This is a genomic window from Streptomyces sp. NPDC101160 (genome assembly GCF_044768205.1).
Taxonomy (GTDB): domain Bacteria; phylum Actinomycetota; class Actinomycetes; order Streptomycetales; family Streptomycetaceae; genus Streptomyces.
Genome location: NZ_JBIWPJ010000007.1, coordinates 305,179 through 328,567 on the forward strand (window position 1 = coordinate 305,179; position 23,389 = coordinate 328,567).

The following is a 23,389-nucleotide window of genomic DNA, read 5'->3' on the forward strand; positions in this document are numbered from 1 at the left end:
GTGTACCGGCGGACTCGCCGGTGGTGGCCGACGGATCGGCGGGTGACGGGGTGGGGGTGGGCTCCATCGCCGACCTCCGTACGGTGCGGCGGGCCGCCGCACCTCCGTGCCGTGCGGCTGACGGCGCGGGTGTACGGCGGCTCCGTGGCGGCTCCTCCGGGGGCGATCAAACGTCCCACGTGTGATTTCCCCCTCCCCGGCCACCGCGAAACGGACAGGTGCGGGATGCTGGCGATAACGTTCGTTCACCTCCCCGGCAATCAGGCGCGGGGGTCGCATGTGGAGGCAGTGATGGGTGTGACCGGTCCGATCCGCGTGGTGGTCGCCAAGCCGGGTCTCGACGGACACGATCGCGGGGCCAAGGTGATCGCGCGGGCGCTGCGCGACGCCGGTATGGAGGTCATCTACACCGGGCTGCACCAGACGCCCGAGCAGATCGTCGACACCGCGATCCAGGAGGACGCCGACGCCATCGGCCTGTCGATCCTCTCGGGCGCGCACAACACGCTCTTCGTGAAGGTCCTCGAACTGCTGAAGGAGCGCGACGCGGAGGACATCAAGGTCTTCGGCGGCGGCATCATCCCGGACGCGGACATCCCGCCGCTGAAGGAGAAGGGCGTCGCGGAGATCTTCACCCCGGGCGCGACCACCGCGTCGATCGTGGAGTGGGTCAACGCGAACGTCCGCGTGGCGGCCTGACGGACTTTCGCCGGCGGTGACGCGAGCCGCTGTCGTACGGGGCGGCCGCCCCGTACGACAGGTACAGCGGCCTGTCACGCGGCCGCCGGATCACGGTCCGCTCGCTCCGGGTCCGCCGGCTCCGGGTCCGTCAGCTCCGCGTGCATCGCGGCGCGCAGTTCCAGGGTGGAGACCAGGCGCTGGAAGGCCTCCGACCAGTAGCCGCCGGCTCCGGGGGAGGCGTCCTCCGCTTCGGCGGGCAGCGCGGTCAGGGCCGCGAGCCGGCCGGCCGTCGCCGGCGCGAGGCAGCGCTCGGCCAGGCCCATCACCCCGCTGAAGCTCCACGGATAGCTGCCCGCGTCCCGCGCGATGTCCAGGGCGTCGACCACCGCCCGGCCCAGCGGCTCCGACCACGGCACCGCGCATACCCCGAGCAGCTGGAACGCCTCCGACAGGCCGTGCGCCGATATGAACGAGGCCACCCACGCGGCCCGCTCCTCCGCCGGAAGCGTCGAGAGCAGCTGGGCGCGCTCCGCCAGCGAGGACGTGCCCGGACCGGCCGTCTGCGGAGCGGCCGGGGTGCCGAGCAGGGCCCGCGACCAGTCCGCGTCCCGCTGCCGCACCGCCGCCCGGCACCAGGCCGCGTGCAGCTCGTCCCGCCAGTCGTCGGCGACCGGCAGCGCCACTATCTCCTCCGGGCCGCGGCCCCCGAACCGCGCCGGCCAGCAGTACAGCGGCGCGGCCTCCACCAGCTGGCCCAGCCACCACGAGCGCTCGCCGCGCCCCGAGGGCGGGGTCGCCGACACGCCGTCGTGCCGCATGCCCGCGTCGCACTCGTGCGGCGCCTCCACCACGATCGCCGCCGCCCCCTCCGTACGGTCGAGGGACACGCACGACACGGCCCGCTCGGCCATCCGCGCGGCCAGCGCCGACGACGGCAGCGCGGACAGCAGCTCGGCGGCCGTCGCCCGCACGTTGCGGCTGCGGTCGGACAGGGCCGCCTCCAGGAACTCCTCGTCCGCCGCGCCGAGCCCCGCGCGCAGCGAGTCCAGGAACATCAGCCGGTCCTCCGCCCGCTCGGCGCCCCACGTCGACGCCAGCAGCTCCCGGCCCTCGTCCGGATCCTGCGCCCGTACGGCGGTGAGCAGCGCGACCCGCTCGGCGAACAGGCCCTCGTCCCACAGCGCCAGGACCGCCTCCCGGTCCGTCGGGTCCGGCAGCGCGCCGCCCCCGCCCGCGCCGCGCAGCGCGAACTTCCACTCCGGGTTCAGCCGGGCCAGCCACAGCCCGCGCGGTCCCGCGAACGCCAGCGCCTGCGGCCGCAGATCGGTCCGGGCCCGGGCCGCGTCGAGCAGCGCGGGCAGCGCGGCGGCCGGCGCGCGATACCCCTGCTCGTTCGCCGCCGCCAGCCACTGCGGCAGCAGCTCCGCCAGATCGGGTGCCGCCCCGCGCCGCCCCCCGGACGGCGCGGGCGCGGCCCTGCCCGCGAGCAACTGCCCCAGCCTGCGCCGCGCCACCGCCGGTAGCGCCGGCCGCCCGTCCTCCGGCGCCGGCTCCAGCGGAGCCGCCGCAGGCCCGGGCCGCAGCCCCGCCCTGCGCCGTACGGTGTGCACGGCGGCGGCGTCGAGCAGCGCGACGGGCGCCGTGTCCCCGGCGGAGTCCCCGGCGGTCTGCGCGGCGGCGTGCGCGGGCGGCCTGCGGTCCGTGCCCAGCAGGGCCGCGGTGACGAGCTCTTCCCAGGCTTCCATGGACTCCTCCAGCGGTAGGTCGCAGTCAGATGGCAGTGACATCGCGGTCGGACGGCGCTCGGACGGCGGTCGGACGGCGGTCAGACGAGCGGCACCGTCTCGCCGGGCGCCTCCGGCCCCCAGGCGGCCAGCGGCGTGAATCCCTGGTGCCCGACCTCCCCGAACACCGTCACCGGCCCTCCGCCGGAGAGCGCGACGAGCCGCCACAGTCCGGGGCCGCCCTGGGCGGCGCGGGTGAGGGGTATGGCCTCGCCACCGTCCGCCAGTTGCCAGTCGTACTCCGCGCGGGCCGGGGCCACGCCGGTCAGCGTGACCGGCCAGCTGTCCAGCCACGGGTCGTCGCGCAGGGCGTGGCCGTACGCGTCGAGGGCGGCGGCGACGGGCCCGCCCGGGGGTGGGGCGGCGGAGGCTCCCGGGGCTGCCGGGGCGGCGAACTGCTCGACCAGCTCGGCGCGGAGAGCCGCCGCGCCCTCGTACGGGCGGACTTCGGCGTCGAGGACGGCGCCGACGGGAAGGGCGAGCTGCGGAGCCCGGCCGGCCGCGCCGAAGGAGAGGAGCAGGGCCGTGCGGCCCGACTCCTCGCCGTACAGCCAGATGCGACGGGTCGTCAGACGGGAGTCGGCGGAGTCGTACTGCGCGAGCACCAGCCAGCGGTCGCGCACCGTGGGCCCGTCCTGCGGGACGGTCAGGCCGACCCGGGTGCGGACGGTCGCGGCGAGCGGGGCCGGGAGGCCGTCCACGGAGAGCCAGGCGCGGTCGAGGAGATGGGTCAGCGCGCACTCCTCCAGGAGCCGGACCGGCCAGCCCGGACCCGAGCCCGGTATCGCGCCCAACTCCCGCACCCGGGCGGCGAGTCCGGGTGCCTGGGCGTCGACCATGCGGGCCGCGGTCTCCTCCCACTGCCCGTATCCCGCCTGCTCGGCCGCGGCGAGGCCACCACGCAGCAGATCCGCGAGCCGCTGCTCCAACTCCTGCGCGCCCGCCGTGATCCGGGCCGCCCGCCGCTCGGCGCGGCGGCGCGCCGCCTCCGGGTCGGCCGGGCCCGTGGCCGCCCCGTCCGAGGCGGCGGCGGTCGCCCGCGCCTGCCGGGACGCCAGCCACTTCGCCGCCCAGTCGGGCGGCTCGGTGGCGGGCCCGACCTCCCCAGCGGCCCAGAGCAGCAGCAGCCCCAGCGCGTGCTTGCACGGGAACTTCCGGCTCGGGCAACTGCACGCGTACGCCGGGCCCGTGACGTCCACGACGGTCCGGTACGGCGTTCTGCCGCTGCCCTTGCACAGGCCCCAGACGGCCCCGGCCCCCGACCCGGCTCCGACCCCCGTTCCCGTCCCGGTTCCGGACCATGGTCCGGGCGTGCCCAGTTTGCTTCCCGCTCTGCGCGACGCGTCGTCAGGAGCCAGAGCCAGCACCTGATCCGACGTCCAGCGCACCCCCTGATCAGTCATGCGAACGACCGTACGGGCCGCCACTGACAATCGCCCCCGCACGGCTCCCACCTGCGGTTTCCACCAGCCGGGGCCGATTGTCAGTGGCGTGGTGCACCGTGGATCGCACAGCAGGTCGAACGATCTGGAGGGGGACCCATGACCCTGCCCGAAAACTCCACGAACGCCACGGCAGCCACGGCGAACGCCACGGCAGCCACGGCGAACGCCACGGCAGCCACGGCGGACGCCACCGCGGCCCTGCGGCCGCACGCCGAGGACGCCTTCGCCCACGAACTCGCCGCGCTCGCCGCCGCCGACGACCGGCCCCGCCCCGCCCGCTGGCGGCTCTCGCCGTGGGCCGTCGCCACCTACCTCCTCGGCGGCACGCTGCCCGACGGCACGGTGATCACACCGAAGTACGTCGGGCCGCGCCGGATCGTCGAGGTCGCCGTCACCACGCTCGCCACCGACCGCGCCCTGCTCCTGCTCGGCGTGCCCGGCACCGCCAAGACCTGGGTGTCCGAGCACCTGGCCGCAGCCGTCAGCGGCGACTCCACCCTGCTCGTCCAGGGCACCGCCGGCACCCCCGAGGAGGCCATCCGCTACGGCTGGAACTACGCACAGCTGCTCGCCTACGGTCCCAGCCGTGACGCCCTCGTGCCCAGCCCCGTCATGCGGGCCATGGCGCAGGGCATGACCGCCCGGGTCGAGGAGCTGACCCGCATCCCCGCGGACGTGCAGGACTCCCTCATCACGATCCTGTCCGAGAAGACCCTGCCGATCCCCGAGCTGGGCGAGGAGGTCCAGGCCGTCGGCGGCTTCAACCTCATCGCCACCGCCAACGACCGCGACCGCGGCGTCAACGACCTGTCCAGCGCCCTGCGCCGCCGCTTCAACACGGTCGTCCTGCCGCTGCCCGCGACCCCGGACGCCGAGGTCGACATCGTCGCGCGGCGCGTCGACCAGATCGGCCGCTCGCTCGACCTGCCGGCCGTGCCGGAGGGCGTCGAGGAGATCCGCCGGGTCGTCACCGTCTTCCGCGAGCTGCGTGACGGAGTGACGGCGGACGGCCGGACGAAGCTCAAGTCGCCCTCCGGGACGCTGTCGACGGCCGAGGCCATCTCCGTCGTGACGGGCGGTCTCGCGCTCGCCGCGCACTTCGGCGACGGCGTGCTGCGGGCCGGCGACGTCGCCGCCGGGCTGCTCGGCGCGGTGGTCCGCGACCCGGCGGCCGACCGGGTGATCTGGCAGGAGTACCTGGAGACGGTGGTGCGCGAGAGAGACGGCTGGAAGGACTTCTACCGCGCCTGCCGCGAGGTGAGCGCGTGACCCGCCCGCCCGCCGCGGGTCCGGCAGGGCTCGCCCCGTCCACGGCGGGACCGGTTGCCGGCGGCCCGTCACCGGTGGGACCGGTTGCCGGTGGCCCGGACACGCCCGGACCGGTTGCCGTCCGCCCGGCCACGCCCGGACCGGTTGCCGTCCGCCCGGCCACGGCCGGCCCGGTTGCCGGCGGCCCGTCACCGGCGGGACCGGTTGCCGGTGGCCCGGACACGCCCGGACCGGTTGCCGTTCGCCCGGCCACGGCCGGCCCGATTGACGGTGAGCCGTCCACGGCGGGACCGGTTGCCGGCGGCCTGGACACGCCCGGACGGGTTGCCGTCGGCCCGGCCACGGCCGGACCAATTGCCGGTGGCCCGGCAGCCTGCGGCCCGGCGACCGGCGGTCCGCTCGTCCTCGGGGTCCGTCATCACGGGCCCGGGTCGGCCCGGGCCGTGCTCGCCGCGCTCGAGGCCGGGCGGCCCAAGGTGGTGCTCGTGGAGGGGCCGCCGGAGGCGGACGGGCTGGTGGGGCTGGCGGCGGAGGAGGGGATGCGGCCGCCCGTCGCGCTCCTCGCGCACGCCGTGGAGGATCCCGGTCGGGCCGTGTTCTGGCCGATGGCCGAGTTCTCGCCGGAGTGGGTGGCCATCCGCTGGGCGCTCGCGCACGGCGCGGAGGTCCGCTTCATCGACCTGCCCGCCGCACACACCCTCGCCGCCGCCGAGAGCGACACGGCGGGACCGCGCGTCGATCCGGTCGCCGAGCTGGCCACGGCCGCCGGGTACGGGGACGCCGAGCGCTGGTGGGAGGACGTCGTCGAACTGCGCGGCGCGGCCGACCCGTTCGCCCCGTTCGAGGCGCTCGCCGAGGCGATGGGCGCGTTGCGCGAGGCGTACGGGCACGGGGGCCACGCCCGTGACCTGGTGCGCGAGGCGTACATGCGGATCCAGCTCCGCGCGGCCCGCAAGGAGTTCGGGGACGACGTGGCCGTCGTGTGCGGCGCCTGGCACGTCCCCGCGCTCCGCCGCCGGACCACCGTCACCGCCGACCGGGCCCTGCTCAAGGGGCTGCCCAAGGTGAAGACCGCGCTGACCTGGGTGCCGTGGACGCACCGTCGGTTGGCCCGGCGCTCCGGTTACGGGGCGGGCATCGACGCGCCCGGCTGGTACGCGCACCTGTTCACCGCACCCGACCTGCCGGTCGTGCGCTGGATGACGAAGGTCGCCGGGCTGCTCAGGGACGAGGACGTGCCGGTCTCGTCCGCGCACGTCATCGAGGCCGTACGGCTCGCCGACGCGCTCGCCGGACTGCGCGGCCGGCCGCTGCCCGGGCTCGGCGAGACCACCGACGCGGTGCGGGCCGTCATGGGCGACGGCTCCGACGTGCCGCTCGCCCTGGTCCGCGACCGGCTCGTCGTCGGCGACGTGCTCGGCACCGTCCCGGACGGGGCGCCGGCCGTCCCGCTCCAGCGCGACCTGGAACGGCTCCAGCGCTCCCTGCGGCTCAGGCCGGAGGCGCACGAGCGGGAGCTCGACCTCGACCTGCGCAGGGAGAACGACGCGGACCGCAGCCGGCTGCTGCACCGGCTCCGGCTGCTCGGTGTCGACTGGGGCGCCCCGGTCCCCGGCCGCGCGTCGACCGGCACCTTCCGGGAGAGCTGGCGGCTGTACTGGCAGCCCGAACTCCATGTGCAGGTCGCCGAGGCGGGCGTCTGGGGCACCACGGTCGAGGCCGCCGCCACCGCGAAGGCCGAGTCGCAGGCCGCGGCGGCGGACGACCTCGCCACCGTCACCACGCTCGCCGAGCAGTGCCTGCTCGCCGGGCTGACCGACGCCCTGCCCGCCGTGCTGCGCGCGCTCGCCGACCGGGCCGCGCTCGACGCCGACGTCGCCCACCTCGCCCAGGCCCTGCCCGCCCTCGCCCGCTCGCTGCGTTACGGGGACGTGCGGGCCACCGACACCACCGCGCTCGGCGAGGTCGCCGTCGGCCTCGCCGAGCGCGTCTGCGTCGGCCTCCCGCCCGCCTGCGCCGGCCTCGACGCCGACGCCGCCACCGAGATGCGCGGCCGCCTCGACGGCGTCCACCCGGCGATGGCCCTGCTGCCCGACGCCGGGGGCCTCGTCGAGCGCTGGGCCGGTGTCCTGCGCCGCCTCGCCGGGCGGGACCGGGTGCCCGGGGTGCTGCGGGGGCGGGCCGTGCGACTGCTGCTCGACGACGGACGGCTCGAGGACGACGAGGCCGCGCGGCTGATGGGGCTCGCGCTGTCGCCCGGGACGGAGCCCGCCGACGCCGCCGCGTGGATCGAGGGGTTCGTCGGCGGCGGCTCCGGGGGCGGACTGCTGCTGGTGCACGACGAGCGGCTGCTCGGCCTGGTCGACGCGTGGCTGGGCGCCGTACCGGCCGACGCGTTCACCGGCGTACTGCCGCTGCTGCGCCGCACGTTCGGCGCGTACGAACCCGGGGTGCGCCGCACGCTGGGGGAACTGGTGGCACGGGGGCCCGCGCGTGGCGGGCCCGCGGGCCCGGCCGCCGCGGTGACACCCGGCTTCGGCGCCGCGCTCGACGAGGAGCGCGCCGACGGCGTCCTGCCCCTGCTCCAGTTGATTCTCGGAACGGAGGTCCACCCGTGAGCACTCCCAGGAACACCGCGATCACGGACGACGAGCGGCTGCGCCGCTGGCACCTGGTCCTCGGCGGCGGCGCGGCCGAGGGCACGGGCCGCGCGCTGACCGGGGCCGACGCCGCGATGGACCGCGCCCTCACCGCGCTCTACGACAAGGGGGCGGGCGACGGGGCGCGCGGCACGGAGCGTTCGGCCGGGCTCGGCGGCTCCGCGCCGTCCGTCGCGCGCTGGCTCGGCGACATCCGCACGTACTTCCCGAGCAGCGTCGTGCAGGTGATGCAGCGCGACGCCATCGACCGGCTCGGGCTCGCCGCGCTGCTCCTGGAGCCCGAGATGCTCCAGGCCGTCGAGGCGGACGTGCACCTCGTCGGCACCCTGCTGTCCCTCAACAAGGCCATGCCGGAGACGACCAAGGAGACCGCGCGGGCCGTCGTGCGCAAGGTCGTCGACGACCTGGAGCGGCGGCTCGCGAGCCGCACCCGGGCCACCCTCACCGGCGCGCTCGACCGCTCGGCCCGGATCAGCCGGCCGCGCCACCGGGACATCGACTGGGACCGGACCGTCCGCGCCAACCTCAAGAACTACCTGCCCGAGCACGGCACGGTCGTCCCCGAGCGGCTGATCGGCTACGGGCGGGCGTCCCAGGCGGTGAAGAAGGAGGTCGTGCTCTGCATCGACCAGTCCGGCTCCATGGCCGCCTCCGTCGTCTACGCCTCCGTCTTCGGCGCCGTCCTCGCCTCCATGCGGTCGATCGCCACCCGCCTGGTCGTCTTCGACACCGCCGTCGTCGACCTCACCGACCAGCTCGACGACCCCGTCGACGTCCTCTTCGGCACCCAGCTCGGCGGCGGCACGGACATCAACCGGGCGCTCGCCTACTGCCAGTCGAAGATCACCCGTCCCGCCGACACCGTCGTCGTCCTGATCAGCGACCTCTACGAGGGCGGGATCCGCGACGAGATGCTGAAGCGGGTCGCCGCGATGAAGGCGTCCGGAGTGCAGTTCGTGGCGCTGCTCGCGCTCTCCGACGAGGGCGCGCCCGCCTACGACCGGGAGCACGCCGCCGCCCTGGCCGCGCTCGGCGCCCCCGCCTTCGCCTGTACCCCCGACCTCTTCCCGGAGGTCATGGCCGCCGCCCTGGAGAAGCGCCCGCTGCCGATACCCGAGGCGTGACCGGCCCCCACGAGAAGCCGACGCCGACGGGACGGCGACGGGACACGGCCGGGGGTACGGAATCCGCACCCGTGACCGTGCGGAATCCGTCGCCGGAGCGCCACCCGGACGGACGTGGGGACTGTCACTGAGGCTCATATCACATCCGGACCCGACCGGCCCTCACCCGGGCGCCCGGCGTGCCGTGAGACGCGCAACGCCCGCGCCCAGCCTGCCGCGAGAGCACGGGGGTCCCTCGCACCGGACCCTACGGAACGCCCCGCCATCCCTACGATCTGTGACCCGTATCACCGCCAGGTTGTGATCTGCGATTTAGGGACCCAGGTCCCACGGGGATAACCTGCGAGACGGACATGCCGCGTCCACGGTCACCGTGTACGCCTCCCTAGTGACAGCGCAGTCACGTTGCCCTTCGCGGCACGCCCACGCAGACAACGAACCGCGATCATCTAGAAAAGGGACGCGCGTGGACCTGTTCGAGTACCAGGCGAGGGACCTCTTCGCCAAGCACGGTGTACCGGTGCTGGCCGGTGAAGTCATCGACACGCCTGAGGCGGCGCGCGAGGCCACCGAGCGGCTTGGCGGCAAGTCGGTCGTCAAGGCGCAGGTGAAGGTCGGCGGCCGCGGCAAGGCCGGCGGCGTCAAGCTCGCCGCCACCCCGGACGAGGCCGTCGCCCGCGCGACGGACATCCTGGGCATGGACATCAAGGGCCACACGGTCCACAAGGTGATGATCGCGGAGACCGCTCCGGAGATCCTCGAGGAGTACTACGTCTCGTACCTCCTCGACCGCACCAACCGCACCTTCCTCGCCATCGCCTCCGTCGCCGGCGGCATGGACATCGAGGAGGTCGCCGCGACGACCCCCGAGCGTGTCGCGAAGGTTCCGGTCGACGCCAACAAGGGTGTCGACATCGAGAAGGCGCGCGAGATCGTCGCCGCGGCCCAGTTCCCGGCCGAGGTCGCCGAGAAGGTCGCCGACGTCCTCGTGACCCTGTGGAAGACCTTCGTCGCCGAGGACGCGCTCCTCGTCGAGGTCAACCCGCTCGCGAAGGTCGCCTCCGGCGACGTCATCGCGCTCGACGGCAAGGTCTCCCTGGACGCCAACGCCGACTTCCGCCAGCCCGAGCACGAGGCGCTCGAGGACAAGGCCGCAGCCAACCCGCTCGAGGCTGCCGCCAAGGCCAAGGGCCTCAACTACGTCAAGCTGGAGGGCGAGGTCGGCATCATCGGCAACGGCGCCGGCCTGGTCATGTCGACCCTGGACGTCGTCGCGTACGCCGGTGAGAACCACGGCGGCGTGAAGCCCGCCAACTTCCTCGACATCGGTGGCGGCGCCTCCGCCGAGGTCATGGCGAACGGCCTGGAGATCATCCTCGGCGACAAGGACGTCAAGTCCGTGTTCGTCAACGTCTTCGGTGGCATCACCGCCTGTGACGAGGTCGCCAACGGCATCGTCCAGGCCCTCGAGCTCCTCGCCTCGAAGGGCGAAGAGGTCACCAAGCCGCTGGTCGTGCGACTCGACGGCAACAACGCGGAGCTGGGTCGCAAGATCCTGTCCGACGCCAACCACCCGCTCGTTCAGCGCGTGGACACCATGGACGGCGCGGCCGACAAGGCCGCCGAGCTCGCGGCTGCGAAGTAAGGGACGAGGACTAAACAGCCATGGCTATCTTCCTCAACAAGGACAGCAAGGTCATCGTCCAGGGCATGACCGGTGCCACGGGCATGAAGCACACCAAGCTCATGCTGGGTGACGGCACGAACATCGTCGGCGGCGTGAACCCGCGCAAGGCCGGCACGTCCGTCGACTTCGACGGCACCGAGATCCCGGTCTTCGGCACCGTCGCCGAGGCGATGGAGAAGACGGGCGCCAACGTCTCCGTCCTCTTCGTCCCGCCGGCCTTCGCCAAGGCCGCCGTGGTCGAGGCGATCGACGCCGAGATCCCGCTCGCCGTCGTCATCACCGAGGGCATCGCCGTCCACGACTCCGCCGCGTTCTACGCGTACGCCGTGGAGAAGGGCAACAAGACCCGCCTCATCGGCCCGAACTGCCCCGGTCTCATCACCCCGGGCCAGTCGAACGCCGGCATCATCCCGGGCGACATCACCAAGCCGGGCCGCATCGGCCTGGTCTCGAAGTCCGGCACGCTGACGTACCAGATGATGTACGAGCTCCGTGACCTCGGCTTCTCCTCCGCCGTCGGCATCGGTGGCGACCCGGTCATCGGCACCACGCACATCGACGCCCTGGCGGCCTTCGAGGCCGACCCGGACACCGACCTGATCGTCATGATCGGCGAGATCGGCGGCGACGCCGAGGAGCGTGCGGCCGACTTCATCAAGGCCCACGTCACCAAGCCGGTCGTCGGCTACGTCGCGGGCTTCACCGCCCCCGAGGGCAAGACCATGGGCCACGCCGGCGCCATCGTCTCCGGCTCCTCCGGCACCGCCCAGGCGAAGAAGGAGGCCCTCGAGGCCGCCGGTGTCAAGGTCGGCAAGACCCCGACCGAGACCGCCAAGCTGGCGCGCACGATCCTCGCGGGCTGAACCGACGGGCTGTCTTTCGCACAGCAGCCCGACGGGCCGTGAAACGAGTGGGCCCCGCCCCCTCCCGGGAGACCGGCAGGGGGCGGGGCCCACTCGCGTACCCGCGCCGCTCGTCACACGCTCATTCGGCCCCGGGGACCAGGCGTTCCGGGCCCGGGTGCGGGGCCGTACGCAGCAGCTCGTGCAGCGCCTTGTCCTCCGGCCGCAGCTTCTGCGGGCCGCCGCGGACCGGGACGCCCTCGACGACCTGGCCGGGCGCGTTGACCGGGATGTAGCGGGTCGGCGCGGTGACCACGGTGAAGGCCGTGGCGGCGATCAGCGCCGCCGTCACCGCGATCACCGTCCGGGTCAGCAGGCGCGACCGCCGCTCGCTGCCCGTCCGCACCGCGCACGCCTCGGGCAGCGTGGCCGTCGGCGCCTCCGCGACGAGCGCGCCCAGGCGCTGCTGCAGCGCCTCGGCCTCGGCGAGCTCGGGAACCCGCTGCGCGATGACCGTACGGGCGTGCAGCAGCCGGTTCCCGGTCGCCGGCGTGCTCGCCTCGGTCTCGGCCGCCGTCTCGGGCAGGTCGAGGCCGAGACCGTCGTACAGCAGGACGGTACGGCGGTACGGGGCCGGCAGGTCCAGGAGCGCCCTGAGGAGCGCGCGCCGTGACGCCTCGGTGGGCGGCGCGTCCGGGTGCCGGTGGCGGCGCCGGAAGCGGTGCCAGGGCGACAGCGCGTACTCGTACGCCGCCGCGCGCACCCAGCCCACCGGATCGCGGTCGCACGCGACCTCGGGCCAGCGCTCCCAGGCGTGGTGGAAGGCGTGCTCGACGGACTCCCGGGAGAGCCGGCGGCGTCCGGTGAGCAGATACGTCTGATGGACGAGCCCGGGAGCGGCGTACGCGTAGAGCGCGTCGAAGGCGTCCTCGGGCGTGAGCCCGGGCGCGGCCGCCTTCTCGACCGCCGGAACCTCCGGCTCCGCCGCCGCGGGCCCGACGGACCCGGCGCCACCTCTGGCCGCCCGCCGACCGGCCCGCCGCGCGGCGGCCGGCCGACCGCGCTCAGCCGGGGCGGACGCGCCGGACTCGGTGACGGTCGGTTGGTCCGTTTCCGTCGCGGACGACGCGTCCGTGGCGGTGGGCTTGCCCGACTCCGTCGGTGCGGAGGCCTCTGGCTCCGTGGGAGCCGGCATGCCCGGGCCCGGCGGTGCGGACGGCCCCGTTGCCGTGGCGGCCGCCTCGCGAGGCTGCGCCGGTGCGGACGGCCCCGTTGCCGTGGCGGCCGGCTCCTCGCCGTGCTCCGGCGCGTTCGAGGCCGCGTGGGCTCGGCCGGGCTCCCGGCTCTGCGCCCCGTGCGACCCCTTCGCCAGCGGTGCCGTCGGGGCCTTCGGCGGGCGGTCGGCGCCCTTGGCGGCCGGGCGGGGGCGGGTGGCGGCGGGGGCGGGGCGGGCCGGTTTGTCGGTGCGGGGCGCGGTGGGCTCCTCGTACACGCCGAGCAGCTTCGCGTACGCCTCCCGCTTGCGCCCCCGCGGGGTGCTGCGGCCGGTCTCCCAGGCCCGGACGGTGGCGCGGGTGACGCCCAGCGCCTCGGCGACCTGCTCCTCGCTCAGCGGGAGCGCCTCACGCAGCCGGCGCCGCTCCTTGGGGGAGGGCAGCGCGACGGACGGACTCGTCGGACTCATCGAGGTCGACCTCCCGCGGCGCAGCTCTGGGCGGAAAAGTACATAAACGTATCTTGAGCGACACAACGGCCATTCGCCTGTTACGAGGGCAAACCGCGTGTCGCTGGCAGCATGGCTCCCGTGACGCACCTGACCGCCGAGCAGCGCCCTTCGCCGGCGTCCGACGCCCCGGTCCAGGGCCGCCGGTCGGCCGCCCTGGCCACCGCGTTCGTGCGGGGCGGCATCGCGGCCGGGCTCGGTCTCGGTGCGCTCGCCGTGCTCGTGACGGGCGCCTGGATCGCCTCGCCGTACCCGGACGGCGGCCCCGGCGGCGCGCTGCACACCGCCGCCGGTCTGTGGCTGCTCGCGCACGGGAGTGACCTGCTGCGCCTGGACACCGTCTCCGGCGTTCCCGCACCCCTCGGCGTCACGCCGCTGCTGCTCGGCGTCCTGCCGTTGTGGCTCGCGCACCGGGCGGTCCGGGACACCCTCGACCCCGGCGAGGGGCGGCCGGTGCCGTCGCCGGCCGGGGCCGTGGCGGCGGTCGTCGGGGGATATCTGCTGGTCGCGGCCGCGGTGGTGGTCTATACGGAGGCCGGCGCGTTCCCCGCGGACCTGGTCACGGCGGGCGCCTGGACCCCGGCCACGGTGCTGGCCGCGGCGGCGACCGGCGCATGGACGGCGCGCGGCCGGCCGCTGCCGGAGCGGGAACGGTTCGCCGTCGCGCTGGGCGCCGCCGGGGCCGCGCTCACCGCGCTGCTGGGCGCCGGCGCGGTGCTCGTCGGGGCGTCGCTGCTCTGGCACGTCGGCGCGGCGCAGGCCTCGTTCAACGGGCTCGCGGGGGAGTGGTCGGGGCGGATCGCCGTCACGCTGCTCGTGCTCGCGCTGCTGCCGAACGCCGTCGTGTGGGGCGTGGCGTACGGGATCGGCCCCGGCTTCGCCCTCGGTACGGGCGCGCTCGTGACCCCGTTCGGCTTCACGGGAGTCCCCGCCCGCCCCGACTTCCCGCTGCTCGCGGCGCTGCCGGGACCGGGGCCCGGAAGCTGGCCGCACTGGGCGGCGACCGTCGTCCCGGCCCTCGCCGCCCTCGCCCTCGGGCGCCGCGTGGGCCGCGCCGCCCGCACCTGGACCGTCCGGGAGACGGCCCTGACCGTCCTCGCCGCGGCCTTCGCCTGCGGTGCCGCCGTCGCCGCCCTCGCCGCCGCGGCCGGCGGCCCGCTCGGCCCGGGGCGCCTCGCCGCCTTCGGCCCGGTGTGGTGGCAGACAGGCCCGGCGGCGGCGCTCTGGTTCCTGGCCCTCGGGGCGCCGACGGCCCTTGCGGTACGGGGCTGGGGGCGGCGCGTGCTGCGCAGGGCGGCCCGGGCGGCCGAGCCCGTACCCGACGCCCCGCCGTCGGCACCGCTCGTCCGGCCCGAAGCCCCGGACCCCGCGGACGCGTCCACCGGCACCGCCGGCGCGTTGGCCCGCCTCGACGCACTGGAGGACGAGGACGAGCACGAGCTCGGTGGCGACGAGTCGTACGGCTTCCTCCCGGCCGCCTGGGAACCCCCGGCGGGCCTGCCCGTCACGCGCCCCGTCGGCTCGCCGCCCCCTCCGGAACCGGCCCCCGTCCCACCGCCCGAACCCGCGCGCGGCCGCAGCGCGGAGCCGCCGGACCTGCCTCCGGGTCCGCCGGGGCCTCCCGGGCCTCAGGCGCCGCCGGGGCCTCCCGGGCAGGATCCCGCAGCTCCGGAGGCCCCGGACCGGGCCTGACGCTCCGACGGGCCCGCCCGACCAGCTACTCCCGCACCCCGAACGTGTCCTGCAGCGGCTTCGGCAGCAGGTCGTTGCAGGCCAGCTGGCTCTGCTTCGTCAGGGCGTCCGCGCGGCACTCGTAGAAGTCGCGGTAGGCGAGGTGGACCGCGAAGCCGCTCGCGACGATCATCAGGGCGACCGAGGCGGTGACGAGGCCGGCGATCGCGGCGGTCTGCTTGGAGCGGGCGGCCGTGGCCGTCGCGGCGAGGGTCGCCGGGGACTGCGGGCCCTCCGGGGGCTTGGGCCTGGTGCGGAGGGCGCTGATGGCCCAGTAGGCGCCGAGGGCGCCGAGGAGGAGGGCCAGTTCCTGGACGAAGAAGGAGAAGAAGAAGGCCCACATGCCGGAGAGGACGGCGTAGCGGGCGCGGCGCTGGGCCGGGTCCGTGGGGTCCCAGCGCAGGCCCGGGCCCTGGCCGCCGTCGGGGCCGCCCTGACCGCCGCCCTGGCCGCCGCCCGAGGGCTGGTCGGGGCGGCGGCCGAAGCCGTCCGAGGAGCGGCCGGGCTGGCTGGCGCTCCAGCCGGGGCCGGACGCGCTGCCGTCCGAACCTTCCGGATGCCGCGGCTGCCACGGCTGGTCCGGCTGCCCCTCCGGCGGCGGTGCGAACGGGTTGTTGTCGTTCGTGGACTGGCGCTCCGGCATCTGCTGGACGTCTTCCCTCTGTCTGTCGACGGTCTGTCGTACGCGATTGCGACGGTCTGTCGTACGGCTGTCGTACGCGGTTTCGGCCCTTCGTGCGGCCCCGGTCCGGCCCGTTCCGGCGGGCCCTCGGCCCCTGACGCTACCGCCCGGTCACGCCCCCGTCCCGTGGGGGCCTTCCGGAGTGCCGGTATCGTTGCTGACGGTCGGGCCCTTCGTAGGGTTCCCCGTATCGAGGGACGCGATTCGTTCGTACGACCGTACAAACACCACGGAAAGAGTGACCGCAGTGGCTGCCGCCCGCCTCGTCGTCCTGGTCTCCGGCTCCGGCACGAACCTCCAGGCCCTGCTCGACGCGATCGCCGCCGACCCCGAGGGCTACGGAGCCGAGATCGTCGCCGTCGGCGCCGACCGCGACGGGATCGCCGGTCTGGAGCGGGCCGAGCGCGCCGGGCTTCCCACCTTCGTGTGCCGGGTCAAGGACTTCGCGACCCGCGAGGAGTGGGACCGCGCCCTGACCGAGGCCACCGCCGCGTACGAGCCGGAGCTCGTCGTCTCGGCCGGTTTCATGAAGATCGTCGGCAAGGAGTTCCTCGCCCGCTTCGGCGGCCGGGTCGTCAACACCCACCCGGCGCTCCTCCCCAGTTTTCCCGGTGCCCACGGCGTGCGCGACGCACTCGCCTACGGGGCCAAGGTCACCGGATGCACCGTCCACTTCGTCGACGACGGCGTCGACACCGGCCCGATCATCGCCCAGGGCGTGGTCGAGGTGCGGGACGAGGACGATGAGGCCGCGCTCCACGAGCGCATCAAGGACGTCGAGCGCTCGCTGCTCGTCGAGGTCGTGGGGCGACTCGCCCGCAACGGCTACAGCATTGAGGGACGAAAGGTTCATGTCGGTGAGCACTGACACCGTTAAGCCCATCCGCCGCGCGCTGGTCAGCGTCTACGACAAGACGGGGCTCGAAGAGCTGGCCCGTGGTCTGCACGAGGCCGGCGTCGAGCTGGTCTCCACCGGCTCCACCGCGTCGAAGATCGCCGCGGCCGGCGTCCCGGTCACCAAGGTCGAGGAGCTCACCGGCTTCCCCGAGTGCCTGGACGGCCGCGTCAAGACGCTGCACCCCCGCGTGCACGCCGGCATCCTCGCCGACCTGCGCCTGGAGTCGCACCGCGCCCAGCTCGCCGAGCTCGGCGTCGAGCCCTTCGACCTGGTCGTCGTGAACCTCTACCCGTTCCGCGAGACCGTCGCCTCCGGCGCCTCGGCGGACGAGTGCGTCGAGCAGATCGACATCGGCGGCCCGTCGATGGTCCGCGCCGCCGCCAAGAACCACCCGTCCGTGGCGATCGTCACCAGCCCCGAGCGGTACGCCGACGTGCTCGCCGCCGTCCAGGCCGGCGGCTTCGACCTGGCCGCCCGCAAGCGGCTCGCCGCCGAGGCGTTCCAGCACACCGCCGCCTACGACGTCGCCGTCGCCTCCTGGTTCGCCGACGACTACGCGGCCGCGGACGACTCCGGCTTCCCCGACTTCCTCGGCGCCACGTACGAGCGGAACAACGTCCTGCGCTACGGCGAGAACCCGCACCAGGGCGCCGCGCTCTACGTGGACGGCACGGGCGGCCTCGCCCAGGCCGAGCAGCTGCACGGCAAGGAGATGTCCTACAACAACTACACGGACACCGACGCCGCGCGCCGCGCCGCCTACGACCACGCCGAGCCGGCCGTCGCGATCATCAAGCACGCCAACCCGTGCGGCATCGCGATCGGCGCCGACGTCGCCGAGGCGCACCGCAAGGCGCACGCCTGCGACCCGCTGTCCGCGTTCGGCGGCGTCATCGCCGTCAACCGCCCGGTGTCGGTCGAGATGGCCGAGCAGGTCGCCGAGATCTTCACCGAGGTCATCGTGGCCCCCGGCTACGAGGACGGCGCGGTCGAGATCCTCGCCAAGAAGAAGAACATCCGCGTGCTGCGCGCCGAGGGCGCCCCGAGCAACCCGGTCGAGGTCAAGCCGATCGACGGCGGCGCCCTCCTCCAGGTCACCGACCGCCTGCAGGCCGACGGCGACGACCCGGCCAACTGGACCCTCGCCACCGGCGAGGCCCTGTCGGAGGCCGAGCTCGCCGAGCTCGCCTTCGCCTGGAAGGCCTGCCGCGCCGTGAAGTCCAACGCGATCCTGCTCGCCAAGGACGGCGCCTCCGTCGGCGTCGGCATGGGCCAGGTCAACCGTGTCGACTCCGCCAAGCTGGCCGTCGAGCGGGCCGGCGAGGAGCGGGCCCGCGGCTCGTACGCCGCCTCGGACGCCTTCTTCCCGTTCCCCGACGGCCTGGAGATCCTCACCGGTGCCGGCGTGAAGGCGGTCGTGCAGCCGGGCGGCTCGGTCCGCGACGAGCTGGTGATCGAGGCCGCGCAGAAGGCGGGCGTGACGATGTACTTCACCGGCACGCGCCACTTCTTCCACTGATCGGTCCACGGCGCTGATCGGTCCACGGCACTGATCCGTCCACGGGACCGCGGAGTGCCGCGGGCGGGCCGCCGGCCCGCTCACGGCACTCCGCCGACCGGGTGACTCTGTTCTAATGGGTTGCTCTTTGTCGGTCGGCGGCTGGTCCATGGGGGCGCGCGGTGTTGGAAGTGCAGAACGGGTCGGCGGCGGTGCCCTCCGCCCGCAAGCCCGCTGACGAGGCCGTCGCCGGGCCGCCGGGCGCCGCCGCGGCGGCGCCCGCACGGCTCCTTCCGTACGCGGCGATCGCCACCGTGCTCGGCGCGCTGTACTTCCTCTACTCCTGGATCCAGTACGAGCGGTTCCGCACGCCCTCCTGGGACCTCGGGATCTTCGAGCAGTCCGTCAGGGCCTACGCGGAGCTGCGCGCCCCGGTCGTCGACATCAAGGGGCCCGGCTTCCTCATACTCGGGGACCACTTCAGCCCGGTGACCGCGCTCCTCGCGCCGCTGTACTGGCTGTGGTCCTCCCCGCTCGCCCTCCTCCTCGCGCAGGCCGCGCTCTTCGCCGCCTCCGCCGCGATCGTCGGCCGCACCGCGCAGCAGGTGCTCGGCAGCCGCGCCACGGGCATCGCCCTCACGGTCGCGTACGGGCTCTCCTGGGGCCTCCAGGAGGCCGTCAAGTCCGACTTCCACGAGATCGCCTTCGCCGTCCCGCTGCTGGCCCTGAGCTGCCGGGCCCTGCTCCTCGGGCGCTGGAACCAGGCCGCCGCCTGGGCCGCGCCGCTCGTCCTCGTGAAGGAGGACATGGGCCTGACCGTCGCCATGGTCGGTGCGGTCCTGTTCGTCAAGGGCCAGAAGCGCCTCGGCGCCTCCCTCGCCGCCTTCGGCGCGGCCTTCTTCGCGCTGACCGTGCTCGTCCTCATCCCGGCCTTCAGCAAGGCCGGCCAGTACGACTACTGGTCCAAGATCGACAAGACGGGCGAGGGCGCGGACGTGTCGGCGCTCGACTCGATCGTGGGCGCCTTCGGCCACGGCGAGAAGTGGGAGATGCTCCTCGTCCTCGTCGGCATCACCGGCTTCCTGTGCCTGCGCTCCCCGCTGATGCTGCTCGTGCTGCCCACGCTCGGCTGGCGCTTCCTCTCCCAGGACCCCAACCACTGGGGCATGTTCTGGCACTACAGCGCCATCCTCATGCCGGTGGTCTTCCTCGCCCTGGTCGACGCGGTCCGCGCCGTCCGCACCTCGCCGCGCCCCTGGCTCGTCTCGTACGGGAAGGTCGTCGTCCCCGTCGTCACGGCGATCGCGCTCGTGCACGCCCTGGACATGCCGCTGCGGGAGCTGTTCCGCTCCGAGACGTACGCGACCGACGCCCGCGTCAGGGACGCGCGGCGGGCGGTCGAGGCGGTGCCGGCGGGCACCAGCGTGGAGACGAACGTGACGCTCATGGCCCATCTGACCGGCGACCACACCGTCTACTGGGTCGGCGGCGCGCCGGGCGTCCGCCCCGACTACATCGCCCTCGACCTCAACTCCGGCTGGTCCCAGCCGGTCACCGACCCGGCCGGCCTCGCGGGCCAGCTGCACCCGGGGACGCGGTACGAGGTGACGGCGCAGGAGGGGCAGTTCGTGGTGCTGCGGCGGGTCTGAGCCGCCGTCGCGCACACGCACATACGCGCGTACGCACGCGGAAGGGGCCCGGTTCCAGTCGGAACCGGGCCCCTTCGCACAGGACTGTCAGAACTGTCAGAACTGTCAGGACTGTCAGGACAGTCGGATCAGGACAGTCAGAACTGCTGGCGCTTGAACCAGGCAGCGCCGTCCGCCTTCGAGACGAAGACGATGATCAGGATGCCCAGCACGAGGCCGACGATGCCGGTGGGCAGCGAGGTGAGGCCGCCCAGGACGATGAACGCGCCGTACACGATCGTGCAGACGCGGACGCCGTTGCCACCGGACTTGAACTTGGCGGCGAGGGTCATCGAGATCGCGGCGAAGACCAGCACCAGCACGGCCATGCCGATGAACAGACCCGTGCCGAAGGTGTCGAACGCCTCGGCGTCCGACGACGACACCGAAGACTTGTCGATGTTGCTGACCACGGCCGACATCACGACGAGGCCGATGGCGCCGAGGACCTGGAGGCCACCCATGATCCACAGCATCACGCGGGCCGCCTTGACACCGCCCGGCATGGCCATCGGGACGCCCGGGTAGCCGCCGGGGGCGCCGTATGCCGGGGCGGCCGGGTAGCCGTAGCCCTGCTGCGGCGGGACGCCCTGCGGGGCCTGCTGCGGGTAGCCGTAGCCGGGCTGCTGGCCCTGCGGCTGCTGGCCGTAGGGGTTGTTCGGGTCGCCGAAGCTCATCGAGGAGTTCCTCCGTTGTTTCCTGCGGGGACGACGCGGCCCGCGCGGAGGAGTGTTCAGCACGTGTTTCACAACGTATGAGCGGTTTTGCCCCCCGGCACTGCCCGCGGCTTTGCGCGGATCATCGTCGTCACAATGGCGACTTCTTGTCCAGTCGATAGGCGGCGATACGCGCTGGAGTTGTGCAGTTGCAATCTGCCGGTCCGGTTCGGACACCTGCGGGACACCGAAGGACGGCCGAGGAGAAGACCGAATTGGAATCCGGCGGGGGTCATCCGGGAGGATGGCCGCATGAGCGCCCAGATTCTCGATGGCAAGGCCACCGCAGCCGCGATCAAGTCCGATCTGACCGTCCGCGTGGCGGCCCTCAAGGAGCAGGGCGTGACGCCCGGACTCGGCACGATCCTGGTCGGCGACGACCCGGGCAGCCGCAAGTACGTGGCCGGAAAGCACCGTGACTGCGCCGAGGTCGGCATCGCGTCGATCCAGCGCGAACTGCCCGGGACGGCCAGCCAGGAGGAGATCGAGGCGGTCGTCCGCGAGCTCAACGAGGACCCGGCGTGCACCGGTTACATCGTGCAGCTGCCGCTGCCCAAGGGCATCGACGAGAACCGCATCCTGGAGCTGATGGACCCGGCGAAGGACGCCGACGGCCTGCACCCGATGAACCTCGGCCGGCTCGTCCTCAACGAGCCCGCCCCGCTGCCCTGCACGCCGAACGGCATCATCACGCTGCTGCGCCGCCACGGCGTGGAGATCGCGGGCGCGGAGGTCGTGGTCGTCGGCCGTGGCGTCACCATCGGGCGCCCGATGCCGCTGCTGCTGACCCGCCGCTCCGAGAACGCCACCGTGACCCAGTGCCACACCGGCACGAAGGACCTGTCGGCCCACCTGAAGCGCGCCGACGTCATCGTCGCCGCGGCGGGTGTCGGGCACCTGATCAAGCCGGAGGACGTGAAGCCGGGCGCCGCCGTGCTCGACGTCGGCGTCTCCCGCAACGGCGAGGGCAAGATCGTCGGCGACGTGCACCCGGGCGTCGCCGAGGTCGCCGGCTGGATCTCCCCGAACCCGGGCGGCGTGGGCCCGATGACCCGCGCGCAGCTCCTGGTCAACGTCGTCGAGGCCGCCGAGCGCGCGGCCGGGGTCCGCTGACCGTGTCCTCCTCCGAAGCCCCCCGGGTCGCGGAGGAGCCGACGGGCGGCGAAGGCGACGGGGAAGGCGGGGAGGTCGCTTCCCGCCGTCACCCGCGGGCGAAGCTCACCACGACGACCGCCCGCCCCGAGGGCGGCGGCCGTGCGGCGCCCGGCGACGCGCCGGCGCCGGCCCGGCAGTGGCCGCTGCTCACCGTGCTCGGGATGGCCGCGCTCGGCCTGCTCGTCACCGGCACGGACCTGTTCGCGCAGTCCTTCCGCGTCGGCACCCTGCTGATCGGGGCGGCGCTGCTGACCGGCTCGGTGCTGCGGCGCGTGCTGCCGTCGGTGGGGATGCTGGCGGTGCGCTCGCGGTTCACCGACATGATCACGTACGGGGTGATGGGCGCCCTGATCGTGCTGCTCGCGCTGATGGTGCAACCGGAGCCGTGGCTGCGGATCCCGTTCCTGGAGGACGTCCTCCATCTGACGGTCAGCTGAGGCGGCCGCTGAGGCGGCCGCCGGAGCGGCGACGGCGCCCGTCCTCTCCCCCGTGGGAGGACGGGCGCCGCCGTGGTTCCAGGGTCATGTACGCGCCAATGATGGATCAAGGTCCGCCGGGCCCTTGTGGCACGGAGGTGACGGAAGTGACCATTCCGCTACTTGGCCCGTTACCGGAGTGGGCCGGGTGGCAGTGAGCCGCACCACAAGGGGGTGGGGGTGCACAGGGCCCCGGGTCCGATAGCCTGATCGCTGGATATCTCTTCACGTCGAGACATCGATCGATCAGGGGGAGACGTCCAGCATCAGGGGTAAGGGACCCCCGCCCGCCAGCTGTCTTCTGGAGATCGCCATGACCCGCACTCCCGTGAATGTCACCGTGACCGGCGCGGCCGGCCAGATCGGCTACGCGCTGCTCTTCCGCATCGCCTCCGGCCACCTGCTCGGCGCGGACGTGCCGGTCAAGCTGCGCCTCCTGGAGATCCCGCAGGGCGTCAAGGCCGCCGAGGGCACCGCCATGGAGCTCGACGACTGCGCCTTCCCGCTGCTCAAGGGCATCGACATCTTCGACGACCCGAACAAGGGCTTCGAGGGCGCCAACATCGGCCTGCTCGTCGGCGCCCGCCCGCGCGGCCCGGGCATGGAGCGCGGTGACCTGCTCGCCGCCAACGGCGGCATCTTCAAGCCGCAGGGCGAGGCCATCGCCGCGCACGCCGCGGACGACATCAAGGTCCTGGTCGTCGGCAACCCGGCCAACACCAACGCCCTGATCGCCCAGTCGGCCGCCAAGGGCGTCCCGGCCGAGCGCTTCACCGCGATGACCCGCCTGGACCACAACCGCGCGCTGACGCAGCTGGCCCAGAAGACCGGCACCTCGGTCACGGACATCAAGCGCCTCACCATCTGGGGCAACCACTCCGCGACCCAGTACCCGGACATCTTCCACGCGGAGATCGCCGGCAAGAACGCGGCCGAGGTCGTGAACGACCAGGCGTGGCTGGCCGACACCTTCATCCCGACCGTCGCCAAGCGCGGCGCCGCGATCATCGACGCCCGTGGCGCGTCCTCCGCCGCCTCGGCCGCCAACGCCGCCATCGACCACGTCTACACGTGGGTCAACGGCACCGCCGAGGGCGACTGGACCTCCATGGGTGTCCCGTCCGACGGCTCCTACGGCGTCCCGGAGGGCCTGATCTCCTCCTTCCCGGTCACCTGCAAGGACGGCAAGTACGAGATCGTCCAGGGCCTGGAGATCAACGAGTTCTCCCGCGCCCGCATCGACGCCTCGGTCAACGAGCTCGTCGAGGAGCGCGACGCCGTTCGCGAGCTCGGCCTCATCTGAGCCCACTGACATAACGTCACCCGGCGC

At 74.1% G+C, this 23,389-nt stretch carries 18 protein-coding genes; 13 read left to right on the plus strand and 5 right to left on the minus strand.

The window, feature by feature from the left end; all coding sequences use genetic code 11:
* Positions 1 to 291 precede the first annotated feature (291 nt).
* The gene (locus tag ACIRSU_RS24100) at positions 292 to 699 is read left to right on the plus strand and encodes a cobalamin B12-binding domain-containing protein (RefSeq protein WP_403795639.1); all 408 of its coding nucleotides are present in this window, start codon (positions 292 to 294) and stop codon (positions 697 to 699) included.
* Positions 700 to 773: 74 nt separating this feature from the next.
* Here the strand turns inward: ACIRSU_RS24100 and ACIRSU_RS24105 are convergent, their stop codons facing one another.
* Positions 774 to 2,468, minus strand: a complete 1,695-nt coding sequence (locus ACIRSU_RS24105) for a DUF5691 domain-containing protein (protein ID WP_403795642.1) — start codon at positions 2,466 to 2,468, stop codon at positions 774 to 776.
* A gap of 38 nt (positions 2,469 to 2,506) precedes the next feature.
* The gene (locus ACIRSU_RS24110; RefSeq protein WP_403795643.1) at positions 2,507 to 3,868 is read right to left on the minus strand and encodes an SWIM zinc finger family protein; all 1,362 of its coding nucleotides are present in this window, start codon (positions 3,866 to 3,868) and stop codon (positions 2,507 to 2,509) included.
* A 138-nt stretch (positions 3,869 to 4,006) separates the two neighbouring features.
* On the opposite strand from ACIRSU_RS24110, the gene ACIRSU_RS24115 reads away from it, so the two are divergent.
* The 5 genes from ACIRSU_RS24115 to sucD all read left to right on the plus strand — a co-directional run bounded on the left by ACIRSU_RS24115 (position 4,007) and on the right by sucD (position 11,513).
* Entirely contained in the window at positions 4,007 to 5,179 is a 1,173-nt protein-coding gene (locus tag ACIRSU_RS24115; RefSeq protein ID WP_403795645.1) for an AAA family ATPase, read from the plus strand.
* Positions 5,180 to 5,532: 353 nt separating this feature from the next.
* Complete coding sequence (locus tag ACIRSU_RS24120) at positions 5,533 to 7,797, plus strand: DUF5682 family protein (protein ID WP_403796456.1); 2,265 nt, start codon at positions 5,533 to 5,535, stop codon at positions 7,795 to 7,797.
* Positions 7,794 to 8,963 carry a VWA domain-containing protein gene (locus ACIRSU_RS24125; protein ID WP_403795646.1) on the plus strand — a complete coding sequence of 390 codons (1,170 nt, stop codon included), beginning with the start codon at positions 7,794 to 7,796 and terminating at the stop codon, positions 8,961 to 8,963. Before ACIRSU_RS24120 ends, ACIRSU_RS24125 begins: the two co-directional genes overlap by 4 nt.
* A gap of 466 nt (positions 8,964 to 9,429) precedes the next feature.
* A complete protein-coding gene (gene sucC, locus ACIRSU_RS24130) occupies positions 9,430 to 10,608 on the plus strand; it encodes an ADP-forming succinate--CoA ligase subunit beta (RefSeq protein WP_403795649.1) in 1,179 nt (392 codons plus the stop codon).
* A gap of 20 nt (positions 10,609 to 10,628) precedes the next feature.
* Complete coding sequence (gene sucD, locus ACIRSU_RS24135; protein WP_403795652.1) at positions 10,629 to 11,513, plus strand: succinate--CoA ligase subunit alpha; 885 nt, start codon at positions 10,629 to 10,631, stop codon at positions 11,511 to 11,513.
* A gap of 121 nt (positions 11,514 to 11,634) precedes the next feature.
* Here sucD and ACIRSU_RS24140 read toward each other — a convergent pair whose 3' ends face one another.
* Complete coding sequence (locus ACIRSU_RS24140; protein WP_403795654.1) at positions 11,635 to 13,176, minus strand: helix-turn-helix domain-containing protein; 1,542 nt, start codon at positions 13,174 to 13,176, stop codon at positions 11,635 to 11,637.
* A 120-nt stretch (positions 13,177 to 13,296) separates the two neighbouring features.
* On the opposite strand from ACIRSU_RS24140, the gene ACIRSU_RS24145 reads away from it, so the two are divergent.
* Entirely contained in the window at positions 13,297 to 14,907 is a 1,611-nt protein-coding gene (locus tag ACIRSU_RS24145; RefSeq protein WP_403795657.1) for a DUF6350 family protein, read from the plus strand.
* 25 nt (positions 14,908 to 14,932) lie between these two features.
* Here ACIRSU_RS24145 and ACIRSU_RS24150 read toward each other — a convergent pair whose 3' ends face one another.
* Entirely contained in the window at positions 14,933 to 15,589 is a 657-nt protein-coding gene (locus ACIRSU_RS24150) for a hypothetical protein (RefSeq protein ID WP_403795660.1), read from the minus strand.
* A gap of 286 nt (positions 15,590 to 15,875) precedes the next feature.
* On the opposite strand from ACIRSU_RS24150, the gene purN reads away from it, so the two are divergent.
* The 3 genes from purN to ACIRSU_RS24165 all read left to right on the plus strand — a co-directional run bounded on the left by purN (position 15,876) and on the right by ACIRSU_RS24165 (position 19,673).
* A complete protein-coding gene (gene purN, locus ACIRSU_RS24155) occupies positions 15,876 to 16,496 on the plus strand; it encodes a phosphoribosylglycinamide formyltransferase (protein ID WP_403796459.1) in 621 nt (206 codons plus the stop codon).
* Positions 16,480 to 18,045: a bifunctional phosphoribosylaminoimidazolecarboxamide formyltransferase/IMP cyclohydrolase gene (purH, locus tag ACIRSU_RS24160; protein ID WP_403795663.1), complete on the plus strand. Its 1,566-nt coding sequence runs from the start codon at positions 16,480 to 16,482 to the stop codon at positions 18,043 to 18,045. Before purN ends, purH begins: the two co-directional genes overlap by 17 nt.
* Positions 18,046 to 18,206: 161 nt before the next feature.
* Positions 18,207 to 19,673: a DUF2079 domain-containing protein gene (locus ACIRSU_RS24165; RefSeq protein ID WP_403795666.1), complete on the plus strand. Its 1,467-nt coding sequence runs from the start codon at positions 18,207 to 18,209 to the stop codon at positions 19,671 to 19,673.
* Positions 19,674 to 19,810: 137 nt separating this feature from the next.
* On the opposite strand, the gene ACIRSU_RS24170 is transcribed toward ACIRSU_RS24165, so the two are convergent.
* Positions 19,811 to 20,389, minus strand: a complete 579-nt coding sequence (locus ACIRSU_RS24170; RefSeq protein ID WP_403795668.1) for a hypothetical protein — start codon at positions 20,387 to 20,389, stop codon at positions 19,811 to 19,813.
* A gap of 291 nt (positions 20,390 to 20,680) precedes the next feature.
* Between ACIRSU_RS24170 and ACIRSU_RS24175 the strand changes: the two genes are divergently transcribed.
* The 3 genes from ACIRSU_RS24175 to ACIRSU_RS24185 all read left to right on the plus strand — a co-directional run bounded on the left by ACIRSU_RS24175 (position 20,681) and on the right by ACIRSU_RS24185 (position 23,362).
* A complete protein-coding gene (locus tag ACIRSU_RS24175) occupies positions 20,681 to 21,541 on the plus strand; it encodes a bifunctional methylenetetrahydrofolate dehydrogenase/methenyltetrahydrofolate cyclohydrolase (protein WP_403795670.1) in 861 nt (286 codons plus the stop codon).
* A gap of 2 nt (positions 21,542 to 21,543) precedes the next feature.
* Positions 21,544 to 22,020: a DUF3017 domain-containing protein gene (locus ACIRSU_RS24180; protein WP_403795672.1), complete on the plus strand. Its 477-nt coding sequence runs from the start codon at positions 21,544 to 21,546 to the stop codon at positions 22,018 to 22,020.
* Positions 22,021 to 22,372: 352 nt separating this feature from the next.
* Positions 22,373 to 23,362, plus strand: coding sequence for a malate dehydrogenase (locus ACIRSU_RS24185; protein ID WP_403795674.1), 990 nt, complete (start codon positions 22,373 to 22,375; stop codon positions 23,360 to 23,362).
* The last annotated feature ends 27 nt before the right edge of the window (positions 23,363 to 23,389 follow it).